Source organism: Fundicoccus sp. Sow4_H7 (assembly GCF_052115865.1).
Taxonomy (GTDB): domain Bacteria; phylum Bacillota; class Bacilli; order Lactobacillales; family Aerococcaceae; genus Fundicoccus_A.
The window spans coordinates 319,675-333,003 of record NZ_JBQKME010000001.1 but is presented as its reverse complement, the minus strand read 5'-3'; the positions used below and the strand labels follow the sequence as shown (position 1 = coordinate 333,003).

At 33.7% G+C, this 13,329-nt stretch carries 11 protein-coding genes and 1 pseudogene; 1 reads left to right on the top strand and 11 read right to left on the bottom strand.

All coding sequences use genetic code 11. The features are described from left to right. Positions 1-142 precede the first annotated feature (142 nt). From ACTQ54_RS01330 to ACTQ54_RS01305, 6 genes are all read right to left on the bottom strand, one after another. The gene (locus ACTQ54_RS01330; protein ID WP_441754030.1) at positions 143-643 is read right to left on the bottom strand and encodes a signal peptidase I; all 501 of its coding nucleotides are present in this window, start codon (positions 641-643) and stop codon (positions 143-145) included. Continuing rightward, positions 640-2,613 carry a hypothetical protein gene (locus ACTQ54_RS01325; protein ID WP_441754029.1) on the bottom strand — a complete coding sequence of 658 codons (1,974 nt, stop codon included), beginning with the start codon at positions 2,611-2,613 and terminating at the stop codon, positions 640-642. Before ACTQ54_RS01325 ends, ACTQ54_RS01330 begins: the two co-directional genes overlap by 4 nt. Before the next feature lie 56 nt (positions 2,614-2,669). Further along, complete coding sequence (locus ACTQ54_RS01320) at positions 2,670-3,308, bottom strand: hypothetical protein (protein ID WP_441754028.1); 639 nt, start codon at positions 3,306-3,308, stop codon at positions 2,670-2,672. Positions 3,309-3,894: 586 nt separating this feature from the next. Further along, complete coding sequence (locus ACTQ54_RS01315; protein WP_441754027.1) at positions 3,895-5,391, bottom strand: M protein trans-acting positive regulator PRD domain-containing protein; 1,497 nt, start codon at positions 5,389-5,391, stop codon at positions 3,895-3,897. Positions 5,392-5,553: 162 nt separating this feature from the next. After that, positions 5,554-7,077, bottom strand: a complete 1,524-nt coding sequence (locus tag ACTQ54_RS01310; protein ID WP_441754026.1) for a phosphomannomutase/phosphoglucomutase — start codon at positions 7,075-7,077, stop codon at positions 5,554-5,556. Between the two features lie 20 nt (positions 7,078-7,097). After that, positions 7,098-8,273 (bottom strand): DUF998 domain-containing protein, encoded by a 1,176-nt coding sequence (locus ACTQ54_RS01305; RefSeq protein ID WP_441754025.1) that lies wholly within the window; start codon positions 8,271-8,273, stop codon positions 7,098-7,100. A 181-nt stretch (positions 8,274-8,454) separates the two neighbouring features. On the opposite strand from ACTQ54_RS01305, the gene ACTQ54_RS01300 reads away from it, so the two are divergent. After that, the gene (locus ACTQ54_RS01300; RefSeq protein WP_441754024.1) at positions 8,455-9,105 is read left to right on the top strand and encodes an SDR family oxidoreductase; all 651 of its coding nucleotides are present in this window, start codon (positions 8,455-8,457) and stop codon (positions 9,103-9,105) included. A 178-nt stretch (positions 9,106-9,283) separates the two neighbouring features. Here the strand turns inward: ACTQ54_RS01300 and ACTQ54_RS01295 are convergent, their stop codons facing one another. The 5 genes and pseudogenes from ACTQ54_RS01295 to ACTQ54_RS01275 all read right to left on the bottom strand — a co-directional run bounded on the left by ACTQ54_RS01295 (position 9,284) and on the right by ACTQ54_RS01275 (position 13,211). Next, positions 9,284-9,850: an acyltransferase gene (locus ACTQ54_RS01295; protein WP_441754023.1), complete on the bottom strand. Its 567-nt coding sequence runs from the start codon at positions 9,848-9,850 to the stop codon at positions 9,284-9,286. A 56-nt stretch (positions 9,851-9,906) separates the two neighbouring features. Continuing rightward, positions 9,907-11,460 (bottom strand): hypothetical protein, encoded by a 1,554-nt coding sequence (locus ACTQ54_RS01290; protein WP_441754022.1) that lies wholly within the window; start codon positions 11,458-11,460, stop codon positions 9,907-9,909. 124 nt (positions 11,461-11,584) lie between these two features. Next, positions 11,585-11,761, bottom strand: a pseudogene (locus ACTQ54_RS01285) (tagatose-6-phosphate kinase); the annotation flags it as partial. A gap of 57 nt (positions 11,762-11,818) precedes the next feature. Beyond that, positions 11,819-12,457 (bottom strand): M15 family metallopeptidase, encoded by a 639-nt coding sequence (locus tag ACTQ54_RS01280; protein ID WP_441754021.1) that lies wholly within the window; start codon positions 12,455-12,457, stop codon positions 11,819-11,821. Between the two features lie 4 nt (positions 12,458-12,461). Next, entirely contained in the window at positions 12,462-13,211 is a 750-nt protein-coding gene (locus tag ACTQ54_RS01275; RefSeq protein ID WP_441754020.1) for an alpha/beta hydrolase, read from the bottom strand. Positions 13,212-13,329: the final 118 nt, after the last annotated feature.

Genomic DNA, 13,329 nt, shown 5'->3' with positions numbered 1-13,329 from the left:
ATATCTCCAATCCTACACAACGGATGAATGATGGCATAGAAACTTTTACAACAACGATTGTGTGGTCATTACAAAATGCGCCATAAAAGATTGCATAAAAATATCCCTCTTTAAATAATTAGAGAAGGATTTTTTTTGATATTTACTTTTCACTATTTTGTCGTCGCTCTTTAAAGTGACCATATAATAATCCAATAGCAATGATGAAACAAAAGGCAACAAAAACTAAGGGATGGCTTAACCAAATAAGTATTTGCCCAAGATAAGGAATGTGGAACACATATTTTGCAACATAACTTTCAGGGGTTGCAATAAATTCATCCACAAACTCATTGGCATCACCTTTTGTTACATAACCATCATATATTCTATCAGCGATACGGTGTGTCACAATCAATTGGTTATCCAATTGAAATGTAATAATATTGCCAATTTCTAGATCCTCATAGTCTGTTTGAAAATCAACTAAATAATCCCCTGCCGAAAAGACGGGTTGCATACTATTACTTAAAACACTATAGCCTTTTAGCCCAAACAAGCCAGGACCTTTTGGATTCGACATCACATTCAAAAAAATCAAAAAGATGAGTGCAAGAATGAAAATCCACTTTACAATGTCTAAAAGACGTGAAATAACCTTCATTCTGTTACTTCTCCTTCACTTTGAATTGATTCAGTTTCATCTTGGCTTTCAACCACTACTGGCTCAATCACTTCCGATTCAATGTTTGAAATCGATTCTTGCAGCTCGGCGGTTGATTCTGTACTTTTAAGCTCTTCTAATGACGATTCATCGTTTGACTCAGAAGATGCATTGGATTGAACTGACTCGTTGACTGACTCACTACTCGATACTGCACTTGATTCCTCAGTTGATTCTTCTATTTTTTCTATCGTTTCAACCACATTAAAGTAAACCGTGTAAGATTGCGTCAGATTTTTTGAAGCATCGACAATCTTCACTTTCATCGAAGCCTTTTCAGTTACAGCAGAGTTATTTATTTCATTAAAAGCAACTGAGAATGTTGCTTTAATATATTTCTGGTTATCATGCACTAAGACATCGACAAGTTGGTAACCGGCTGGTAATTGTTCAAAGCTTATTTGTGCATTTTCGGATAAAGCCTGGTCGAATTTTAAATAAACATCTACGATCTGTTTTGAAGCCACACGCTGTGCACGCAACAGACTATTTGTTGTTGTTTGCGTTTGTTCAACTTTAAGTGCTGTGACATAGACAGAGGTTGAGTTATCTAACTTTGTAAATGTTGCTGATGGAACATCAAAGCTACTTGTTGTATTTGTTTTGACAGATTTTAAAACTCTTTCCAAAACAATTGCCCCTGTTAATTTGGAGCGTAATCGGACGGTTCCATTTTTATCAGTCCCACTATTCGTTTGACGGATGGACAATTTATTGTTCAAAAGTGTAGCAGCAAATGGCCCTGTTGTTTCAACCGTTAAATAATTTGATAGGTTTTCCGTCACGGCAGCAGCATACGTTTCCCAATCATCTTTAGCTAATAAATACAGTGTATGGACCGTACCAGTTGGTGAACTTGTAATGGTTCGGTCTGATTTCAAACTCACATAACCTGGTCCAGATTGACTAATGTCAGTATTTAAAATTAATGGTTGAGCAAAATCACTATACTGTGACCATTTAATATGGGTGCTTGAATTATATTGTCCTGTAGATAATAAGATATCCTCATTATGAATGAACATTGCTTCATTGTCCGAACCAGTCAAACCATCTTTCAAATAAATATCCAATTCAAAACCAAGATTTTTATGGTATTTAACTTCAAGACGATAGTTAGAGTTGAAACTGTTGAAGACATTTTGAATCAATTGTTGATCAGTAAAAGTAATGATAGGATTCGCTGGTAATTTAATATACATCTTCCCTGGAATAATGGTCTTTTTAGTTCCATTACCATTCGACTGATCCACTCCAAACAATAGTCTGTGGAAAACATAAACATGATTATCAGAGTTTAGAGAAATTGCTTGCTTAAATTCAGCTTCAGTTGGCCAAGCTGTTGAAACTGGTGGTTTCTCATTAGCTGTTAATTTTACTCCCATAGTTTCAACATCATTAAAACCTTGTACCGAAAGATTGGTTGTTGGAAACTGATTAACTAAATTAGTTTGCACAAGTCCAATTGTTAATTGATATTCTTCACTTGTATCGATTTCCATTGGATAAGCAACAGAAACTTTGAGTTTAATTTCCTGTCCCGGAGCCAATAGCTGAGGGAGGTTATTTTGTTTAAGCAATATATTTTGATTGAGTTGTGTGAATGACTGCTGATTCACGTAAATTTTTGAGTAAAATTTATTATTATTCGTAACCGTTTCTAGTCGTAAAAATACAGCGGCTTCGATCGTTCCATTATTGCGAATGATAACTTCATCTTCTTTTTCATTGGTTGAAAATTCAACAAATGACTTATCCACTTTTCCTAAGTCTAAATATCCAGTAGCCAATTGAATGGTTTCTACTTGTGTTAAAACATCTAAAAAATAAGCATGGACATGATTAGTTGTAAAAGTTGTAATGAAAAGTAACACAATCGATAAAATAAATACATGCCATTTTTTAAACATTTGAAACCTTCTTTCGTTTTAAAACCAAAGAGAATTAATTTATCAAAAAAAAAATATTATGGTTTAATTTCACCTTTTACAACAGTTTCATTTACTTGTTCTGTAATGTTGCTTTGAATAGCAGTAATTTTAAATGCATCGGTCAATGATGTTATTGTTCCGCCTTCTACGTTACGTCCAGAACCAAATGATTCATTATTATTTGATTGAACTGGTACACCTACGCGTAATTTAAGGTCATATTTTGCACCAGGTTGCACTTTTTCAAATGTTTCATGTGATTTAGCTGCTTTTCCATTGATAGTTGCCGTGATGTCGAAACCTGACACATTAGATAAAGTTGTATAATCAAAAGTAATATCTGCTGTTAATGATCCATCATAAGTCACTGTGTACTCTTTTTCAAAGTAATCACCAGGACGTAAATTAGCAAATGAGTTACCTGTTACTGTCTCACCAGCTTTTACAGTGATTTGGCTAGAACCATTGGTCATCAATGTATTTGCATGATCATTTAAAGGAGCATATTTCCATTCATTTGAATTATTATTATCGTCAGATAGACTAACTGTACCGGTTCTTAAAACAACGTCACCCATAACAGTATTATCAGTAAAATAAGAAAAAGTTCCATAAGTTCCAACGAATAAAAGTAAGATAGCTAAAATTAAATTATTATTCTTTTTGTTTTGCATAGGTAAATCTCCGTTCTTTATATGTATTATTATTATTCAAAGTGGCGTTACAGTTGGCTTTGCACCAACAAACAAAAAAAGTAACGACACACGTGAGTTAACTCTCTTTCACTAAAACTCCTTTTTTCTTTATTATTGATACCGATTCTTAAAATAGTATTGCTTATAAACGATTTGTTTGATAAAACATAATAATATTTTATGATAACGGAATCATGCTTTTAGCAAGAATGAATATAACATATTCTTATTTATTAAACAATCGTTTTCGTAAAAAATTAACTATTTAATATTTTCTGTTTTCACAATAGTATTAAAATATTTTGAGGAAGAGGGATATTAATGCTTTCAATTTTTCACTTTTATCGTGAAAAAAGACTGAGAAAACATTATATTATATTAGGAAGTTTTATACAATTGTACTTCTTATTCGACCAGAAGCTATTCTAATACTGATTATAATGAATTGCAAGTGTTTGCTATTAATTCTAATCAATTTAATAAAATATTTAGATTTCGAATTATATGATAACACTAAAAAACTTAACAGCTACAATAAAAATTCGTAACTGTTAAGCATCATTTTTTATGGAGTGGTTGATTCACGCTTATGTCTAACTCTAAATAAGGCTGCTTGAAGCTTAATGATGACCCGGTCTGTCATAATATCATCATAGTAAATAATCTCTTTATCTTTTAAGTCATCAATATGCGTATTGGTCAGAATAACATCGTATTTTGATTCCTCTAAGAGTTTTAAATCTGGTGTTATCGTTCGCAAAATTTCACAAGCAACATTATCGGAAGTATAAAAATCTGCTAAACCACATATCGTATTAGCATGAAAATCATCGATATCACTAATAACTAAAATATGTATTTTTTGATATTTCTGGTTGAGTTGAGCGATTAACTGTTTCCATGAGTTAAATATTATGAAAATAAGATGATTACGTAAAACATCTGTATCTTGAGGACTATATTCCTTCACAAAATAAGTCGCATATTTTTCAACTTCTGTATAGAAATTTGGATATTTTTTTTGTAGTTTAATACAAATATTTTGCATACGATCAGTTAATAAATAATTAGACGTCGTATTCTGACGATTGATGTAGATTGAATTATACAGCGTAAAAATAAATTCTTCAGGATTTTCTAACTTTAATTGAAACTTTCCTGTTATTAGATTAATCATTTTCTTGAGATCTAACAGTAGACTTCTTATTTCTTCATTTTCTTTACCAGCTTCTTTTAAATCTTCATATGTAAAATAAAATTGTGTCGATTTAAAGTTCAAGAATAGATCAAAAATGCGTTGATAATCTAATGTCATATCAAAATGCTCTTTGATAAATTCTGCTTGCTTTTTAAAACCTGGTTTTTCATAGTCATTTGCAAACATTTCACAGAAAGTATCATCAATATATTCTATATGATTTCCACTTTTACTGCGTAACAAATTTACTGCTAAAATAATTTTCATTGATCGAAAATTAGATAAATTCGTTGGAAAATCATAAGCTTCTATAAAATATAATAGGAATTCTTCTAAAGCCTTTTCGGGAATGGTTGGAAATGGCCATTCTAAAAAGAAAAATCGTTCTGAAAAATATTGATAATAGAAAAAACGAATATCGGCTTCAGACCCTTCAAAAGTATAAGGGCGGCCTTTTATTTCGATATTATACTGTTTACGTAGAAACTGATTAAATTCGGACAGCAAACGATAAATGGTCGATTCACTCGATTCAGAAGCTTCAGCTATTTCAAGTAAATTATTCACTGGATGATAAAGCATATTTTCGACCATTTGCACAATTGGAATCTCGGCTAAAAAATGCTGCTTTACGCGTTGAATATCTGAATCATTATTTAATTTAATACGATACATTTTTTGAATATTAATTATTTTTATATCCGGAAAGATTATTTCTAAATCCGCTATATCTTTAAAAAATGTTGTGTCAGAACATCCCAGAAATTCAATAATTGAATCCTTTGTTACCCAATCTTGTTCATCGTATAAAAATTGTATTAGATTGAATCTACGCAGACTAGTTCTGTTCATTAATTGCCGCATAAATGCATACCTCCAGACATCATAATGAATATTCAAATTAATCTTAGTTGGATTAATAATTATCTTAAAACAATAATTATTATAGCATATTTTTATCTATTTCATGATATTTAATACAGATATTTTTTCGTCATTAAAATTATATTTATCTAATTGTAATATTTACTTTATAGCTTTGATTAACTTTTTTAAATATGTTTCTAATTTTCCTAAATCTAATGATTTATATTGTTCGAAAAATATTCTCAAATGAGAAATGACTTTATGGTTAGAGCCTTCGACATCATTTTCTAATTGTAAAACGAGTAATGGTTCATGTAAACTCAGACGTAATAAAAACCAACCACTAGCAAATGGTGCGCTAACATTGACACGAATACCTTCTCGATTATCCTCTTCGAGTGTGAATCCTTCTGAACGATCAACAAAATCATTCATTTCCTCAATAACTTTTTGCCCATATTTTTTGAAATTTTCTTCATTAATATGGAAACGCAATTCTTGTGTTTCGGCTGGTTGTTGTAATGTTGTAATCAGATCACTTAATTTCAAATTTTCCTTTTGTAATTTTGGTAAAAACATTAATATTTTAGCAACCACATACGCTCCATCATCAAGGAAATAATTTTCTTTAAATGCCGCATGTCCACTCGTTTCAATTGCTAAAGGTGTATGAATACCAGCGTTATTTAATTCGATGGCTTTATTGATGACATTACGGTATCCCGAAATAAAGCGATATTGTTGTCCACCTAACTCATTAATAAATGTTTTCAAATGAGATGATGTCGGTGAATTCGTAACGATTGTAGCATCTTTTTCATCCTGCAAAATAATATGCGCTAAAACAGCAATTAGATTATTACGATTAATCACTTCTCCTGTTGAATCCACTACCGCAGCACGATCCACATCCGTATCAAAAATAATCCCTAAGTCTGCCTGATTATCAAGTACTGCCTTCTGGATACTTGCCATGGCTTCTTTATTATCTGGGTTGGGTACATGATTTGGAAAATTACCATCAGGATCTAAAAACTGACTACCGTTAGTATTAGCACCTAAAACTTCTAGCACATCTTTTGCAAAAAAACCGCCTGCCCCATTCCCAGCGTCTAAGACAATATGCATATCTTTTAGTGGTTCTTGGCTGTTAGAATCTTTTCTAATTTTTCCAACCAAATCGTCTGCGTATCGTTGAACTAAGTTAATTGAATCAACTTTACCTTCCTCATTGACTTCAATCGTTGCATCAGTATGTTGAACAATAAAGTCCATATCTTCATGTTCTGCCCCACCCGCTTTTGTAAAAAACTTCAAGCCATTATACATAAAAGGTAAATGACTAGCTGTAACCATTATGCTACCGTCAGCAGCAAACTCATCATATTGCGTTGCCATAAACATAGCGGGCGTTGTGGCCATACCGGCATCCAAAACATGAACCCCTAATTTAACAAATGTTTCTGTTAAAGCTGTTTTTATTTCTGGTCCACTAACCCTACTATCAATGCCAATCGCAACTTTTAAGGGTACATGCTTTAAGTTCTTTTCTTCTTTTAAAAAATAAATAAAACCATGTGCAATTTTTCTTACAGATTCTAAGGTCAAAGTTTGATCTAATCCCTCTGTTTTAATCGCAACTCCACGAATATCTGAACCATTGATTAATTTTTCTAAAGTCATTTTGATCACCTTTCTCAGCGTTATTTATTTAAATGGTCATGAACAATTACTTCATACTTAGGAATCGGCGGATTTGTTTTTTGAATGAGATTTTGTAGAAGTAGCATTAGCCAAGTAAAGGCTAGGAAAAAACAAATGATTTCAAAACCTGTTAAGGTCATATAAATACCATTAACAAACATGAGCGTCACCACAACTAGCGTCGCACCAATACCAATAGAAACTGTCAAAAATTCTTTTGAAATATCCGGTACAAACCATCGAATACCCACAATCATTGCAATCACTGTATAAACTAGCATGGCCGCTGCTCGATTATGGTAGGCAGGCATATTGCCTGGACCGTCTGCTGGGAAATACCCTACTAAACCAAGGCTAACCGCCATCACAAGCATCAAAATACGTAAAATCACTAAACCTTTATGTTTTGGATAACATTCGGATAAAGTCACAAATAAATAATCGATAAGTGCAATTAATAGCAAAGCTGAGAAAATAAGTGTTAGGTTAAATTGCCAACTATTCGCAGCATCAGCTGTTCCCAAAAAGCTTAAATTATCTTGCCACCACTGGGCTTCACCATTGGTAATCATCGCAATGAGCACACCCGATAAAATAACTGTAATTAAAATTTTAATCATCAAGGAAACGGAAAGTATTAATACAATGTTGATGGCCGTAAATTGAATGACTGAGAAAACCAAAAATGCAAATAATGATGCCAAATAAATATCTAAATATAAACCGACAAACAAACGCCCAAAAACCCAAAATATAAATAATAAACTGAGGGTGAGGATCAACGCAAATGACAAGGCAATTGTGGGGAAATTGCGCCAATATATTTTTTCTAAGTGTGGCAGTTTCTGGCGCTTTTTTCTAACAAAAAACGTAATGAAAGTAATCATCCCAGAGATGACTCCAAGTAAGATAATAAGTGAAGCAACTGAAATCCTCCCCGATAATGGGATTAACCGATCATCTCTAAAGACAAAAAACAAATAAAAAATGAAGGTTACGATTATTGAAGGAACTATAAATAAGCGTATGGCAATCGATTGGTCTTCAACTTGAGACGGATCCACTTCCAAATTATATAATTTTCCTTTAATTTCTAGTTGTATTTTTTTCTTATCGGCAATATTTAAAGGTTTTTCTGAGTTGACGATCAACTCAAGTTCGGGCTTGTTTTCCATACATTCATCTCCTTGTGGAATACGTTTTCTATTTTGAGTATAACCTAGTTGCGGTTAGTGAGCAATTTGTAAGTAATTGATAGTTATTTTGGGGAGGATTTAGGTTGAACCCGCATTGTTTGAATAGTTTTGGCTGGATTGTTAGACTAAAAGTAAGAAAATAAATAGGAGGACGAGCTAAATGAAAATATTATTTATTGGTGCAAATGGTAAAGTTGCGCGACATTTCGCGGATATAGTGCAAAATCATCCTACCATCACTGAAAAAGCAATGATTCGTAACCCAGAACAACAGGCTTTCTTCGATGAGCGGAATATTGAAACAGTCTTACTGGATTTGAGTAAAAATAGTATTGACGACCTTGCTGCTGTCGCAAAAGGTATGGATGCGGTTATTTTTAGTGCTGGTGCTGGCGGAAAAGGTTTAGATAAAATTTTCACGGTTGACTTAGATGGTGCAATTAAGTCAATGGTAGCAACTGAAAAAGCAGGTGTTAAACGCTTTGTCATGGTGAGTACATTTAGGACTGGCCGTGAAGAAATGGATAAGCAAAACGATTTACGTTATTATACAATCGCTAAAAATTATGCCGATGAGTGGTTAAAAAACCGTACCAATTTGGATTGGACGATTATTCATCCAGGTATCTTAACCGATGTCGAAGGTAGTGGCAAAATTACAGTTGGTATGGGACAAGACATTAAAGAAATCCCCCGCCAAGATGTTGCCCGTACAATCATCGCTGTGCTGGAAAATAATGATACGATTGGGAAAGAATTTGAAGTTCTTGAAGGTGAGACGGAAATTGAGGAAGCGATACAATCGCTGTAGAATAGGATGAACAGGGATAGTGGATGGGAATTAATTGGAAAGTTGGTTGGGATTTGATGGACGGCAGACTTGTATAGGTTAGGAAGAGAATGAACTGTCCCCTGTCAAGTAGATAAGTAAAAAAAAACCGCCATAAACGCTGTTAAGTCAACGTTTATGGCGGGTTGATTTTTCAATATTACTCCGATATTTCCTTTATTACTTTTGCAGGATTTCCACCTACTATGGTATGGGCAGGAACATCTTTGGTGACGACACTGCCTGCAGCTACAATGGATCCCTCACCAATCGTAACACCTTTTAGAATCGTCGCATTCGATCCAATCCAAACATTATCTTCTAAAACGATGCGACCAGGCGTTAAGTTCCCACGCTCACTAGGTTTAAAACCATGGTCAAGCGTAGCAAAAACCACTTGATGACCAATTAAGGCGTTATTGCCAATTTTGATTCCACCTTGATCTTGCATATGAACGCTGGAGTTAATAAAGACATTTTCACCAAACTCAATATTTTTACCAAAATCCATATAAAAAGGTTGGCGAATACGAATGGATTCAGGAATTGACTTCCCAAGTATCAAAGCAACTTCATCACGCATTTCAGCTTCGGTATGGTAAGTATTATTTATTTGTGAAAGTTTTTTCTGTGTGTCGATACTTACTTCGTGCATTATTTCATTAAATTCATTCCCTTTAATCAGTGGCTTACCGGCATTTAAATGTTTCAATAATTCTTCAAGCATCCTACTGCCTCCTAGTTATTTTCTATATATAGTTTACCAAATAATTACGTAAAAGATTATTTTCTAACTAATTGATAGAGAATCTCATCTTGCTCAACAAATACTTCAGTTACAACTTCCATCTGATATTTCGCCGCAATAGAATGCACTACCTTTTGATAATCATTTTTTTCATTCGGCTGCATGAGAACATAAAGCTTATCTTCCTCAACTTGCTCAGGCAAATTAGTGAGACTGTTGGTAATAACAGAAGCATAAACTTTGTAAAAATACGGCAAATCATCCACTTCACGTGCAACCTTCCAGTATTGATCACTTAAGACAAAAATCGTTTGATCTGTACTATTTTCAATCAAGGATACTAGACTTGGCTTATACAAAAATAAATACTCTGGCAATGTTGTCGTTAAACTGAATATAATCCCAATAGCTAACACTATATTAACAAAATATTCTGCTATAAAAGTGATATTTATTAAACTAAAAATACCTTTTAGACCGTAATACAAAAGTAGCACTAAACTGACGATAATCATGGGATAGACTGAATAAATATAGCGTGGTGTTTGATAGTGCGATAGTTCCTGAATCAACAAAATGTATAAAAGGGTTGGCAGCATCACTAAAACAAATCCTGAAATTTGGCTGAATTGTCTTCTTTTATAAAAATAAAACACCATGAAAACCGCTAATATAATCCCCAGCAAAACAACATATCGCAATCGAATATTTAACAATAATTCTTGTTTTATAAAAACTAAAAAAGGATTGCTGCGGTCTAATTGAAATTGATTGGCATTTTCCAATACTTCTACTCCACGATTTGAAGCAAATAAATGTGTAAAGACCGTTGGAAAACTAGCTAAAGCTAATCCTATTCCTAATAAGGCTACTAGTCCAACTTGAATGCCATCTTTCCATCGCCCTTGTAAAAACAAATAAATACAAGCAACCGCTACTAATAAAAATGCATAAATGTAAAAATAGTAATGCGTCAGCCCTCCAAAATAACAAATAAGTGCTAGTCCAAATAGTAACGATTTTTGATTAAACAATTTGCTCACATATAAAACTAATAAGTATAATAATATAACTTCCCACAAGGTCAGCAAATGATACATTCGGATAAAAACCGCACTACTCAAAGCACCTTTACTCAATGCCCAAAAAGATGCTCCAATTAGTGCGACCCATTTCTTATCTGATAGCTGCTTCAACAGCATCAATAAGACAAGAAAAATTAATAAATGTACAAACCCATTAAAGCTTAGTCCAATCCATTTTGTAAATACTCCTGGAAAAAAGGATGAAATCGTATGGATAAAAAAATAATACAAAGGCGGATGGACATCTTGTATTTGATTATAGATAACAGAGTCGTAAGCAAAACGTACTTCAGCAGTTGGGCTTAAATAATTTAAATAATAAGATCCGTCTAACCATTGATTAAAATCAAACGGCATAGGCTGATAGTATGAATTCGACAAACCATAAGTATAAATTTCATCGACATGGTAACCTTGTTTTAAATTAAAATAGTATAGCAATACTGCTACAATAATAAATAGCAAGCATAAAAAAGCTAATGGAAATTGATATTTCCTGCGCATAATACACCTTCTTCTCTAACAATAAATTCAATCTATTATACACCTTTATGTTAAAATTACTATTTAATTTCTGTTACTTCAATTTTAGACAGTGATACTTTATACATCTTATCATGTCGTTTCACAACAGCCCCGACGCCTTGACGGGCATATCAAATTGGTGGAGAACACGGGTCACATTAAGACCTTTCCCGCCAGCTGTCTATGACACGGTTTTACTTCTATTAACAGTATCCATTTGTAGCGTTTCAAGAGGATAAGACATATTAATTGACGGATTCATGGTAATAGTTATGATTATATTCATTCCCCTTAGTTATTTATTTATAAAAAATGAACTCAATATTGAGTTCATCCGTTACGAAGCCATATCTTTTTGTTCTTTTAATAACTCAATATAAGCCTCAAAAGACAAATTGTTTTCGAATATATACTTAGCGTGCTCTACCCCGACATAACGCAGGTGCCAAGGTTCGTAATCAATGCCCGTTTCGTTAATTTTATCAGCTGGGTATCGTACGATAAATCCAAATTCATGGGCATGCTGGTCTAACCAATCATAAACAGCTTGATCGTTTTCATTTTCCGAATTAATATCCACCGCCAAGCCCGTTTCATGCTCACTGTGTTTTGGAGCAGCCACTGTCCGCATGGTCTCATCAAGCGCTTCTTGCCAAGAATAGCCCTGGGCCATATAATGATTCACACGGCTATCGATGATCCATTGCTGCTCAGTTTCATTACGATATGCCGAAACCGTTAACGGGTACACACCAACGGCACGCGCTGCATCAAACATTGCTTGCAAGTCTGGATAAATCCGTTCATCCACATAAAATTCATTGCGAAGTTCCGTTAATTCTACCTCAAAATCATCCGCTAACGCATGCCATTCATTGACCAAGACCAACCGCCAATCCTCTTCAGCCTGTACAAGCGGTCCAAACCTTAACAAAAACATTAAAACCCCTAAAAATAAATATCTCTTTTTAAACACTTGCTCACTCCTCGAAAAGAAAATCAAAATAGCGTTGGTTTTGTACCGCCCATGTAGCTTCATTATGTTCACCATCTTCTTCTATATGAACCGTGGTGATTGCACCGACTTCATCTAATGCTTGTTGAAAATACTCAACAGCTTTTAAAGATTTCGGATAGTTTAAAACTTCTCTTTCACCAAAGCTGAAATAGAAGCGACTGTTTGTATCAATGTTGGCATTTTGCAGTTCATTCACCAAATCATTTCTAGTAAACATCAAGCTTGGAGATAAACAGACTATTTTTGAAAAAGTATCATTATGGGCTAAGCCACTGTAAAAAGCCATCAAACCGCCCATTGAACTACCGGCAATGGCTGTATATTCTCGTTCTTTTAAAGTGGGATATTTATTATCAATAAATGGTTTTAGGTCTTTAACAAGCCATTCCATGTACTCTTTACCGTAACCATCGATTGGGCCGGATCCGTATAGACCTTTTTCAATATAATAGGGTGAATATTCCCAGAGACGTTCACTGCCTTCATGACTACACTCAATTCCAACGATGATCATCGGCTGAGCTTGCTGATCCATAAAATCCTTCAGTCCCCAAGAAGTACCATAGGTTGCCCATGAGTCAAAAAATAAATTATGACCATCGTACATATACATCACAGGAAAAGGGCCAACCCCTTCTGGTAAATAGAGATGGATTATTTTATCGACTGCTTTCAATGGAAAATTAAAATCAAATGTTTCTACTGTCCCCATTTTCCAACTCCTTATTTTTTCTGCTATCATTGTCTATTTTAGCATAAGAGAGGTGGGAAAACTGGAGAAAAAAAAATTAGTAATCGATGATTTATTAGATAATTAAAAACAGCAATCC

What these genes read in the sequence shown, in the direction of transcription:
- ACTQ54_RS01275 (WP_441754020.1), bottom strand. Translation starts at nt 13,211, where the DNA reads ATGGGGACAGTAGAAACATTTGATTTTAATTTTCCATTGAAAGCAGTC.
- ACTQ54_RS01330 (WP_441754030.1), bottom strand. Translation starts at nt 643, where the DNA reads ATGAAGGTTATTTCACGTCTTTTAGACATTGTAAAGTGGATTTTCATT.
- ACTQ54_RS01315 (WP_441754027.1), bottom strand. Translation starts at nt 5,391, where the DNA reads ATGCGGCAATTAATGAACAGAACTAGTCTGCGTAGATTCAATCTAATA.
- ACTQ54_RS01290 (WP_441754022.1), bottom strand. Translation starts at nt 11,460, where the DNA reads ATGCGCAGGAAATATCAATTTCCATTAGCTTTTTTATGCTTGCTATTT.
- ACTQ54_RS01325 (WP_441754029.1), bottom strand. Translation starts at nt 2,613, where the DNA reads ATGTTTAAAAAATGGCATGTATTTATTTTATCGATTGTGTTACTTTTC.
- ACTQ54_RS01300 (WP_441754024.1), top strand. Translation starts at nt 8,455, where the DNA reads ATGAAAATATTATTTATTGGTGCAAATGGTAAAGTTGCGCGACATTTC.
- ACTQ54_RS01320 (WP_441754028.1), bottom strand. Translation starts at nt 3,308, where the DNA reads ATGCAAAACAAAAAGAATAATAATTTAATTTTAGCTATCTTACTTTTA.
- ACTQ54_RS01295 (WP_441754023.1), bottom strand. Translation starts at nt 9,850, where the DNA reads ATGCTTGAAGAATTATTGAAACATTTAAATGCCGGTAAGCCACTGATT.
- ACTQ54_RS01310 (WP_441754026.1), bottom strand. Translation starts at nt 7,077, where the DNA reads ATGACTTTAGAAAAATTAATCAATGGTTCAGATATTCGTGGAGTTGCG.
- ACTQ54_RS01305 (WP_441754025.1), bottom strand. Translation starts at nt 8,273, where the DNA reads ATGGAAAACAAGCCCGAACTTGAGTTGATCGTCAACTCAGAAAAACCT.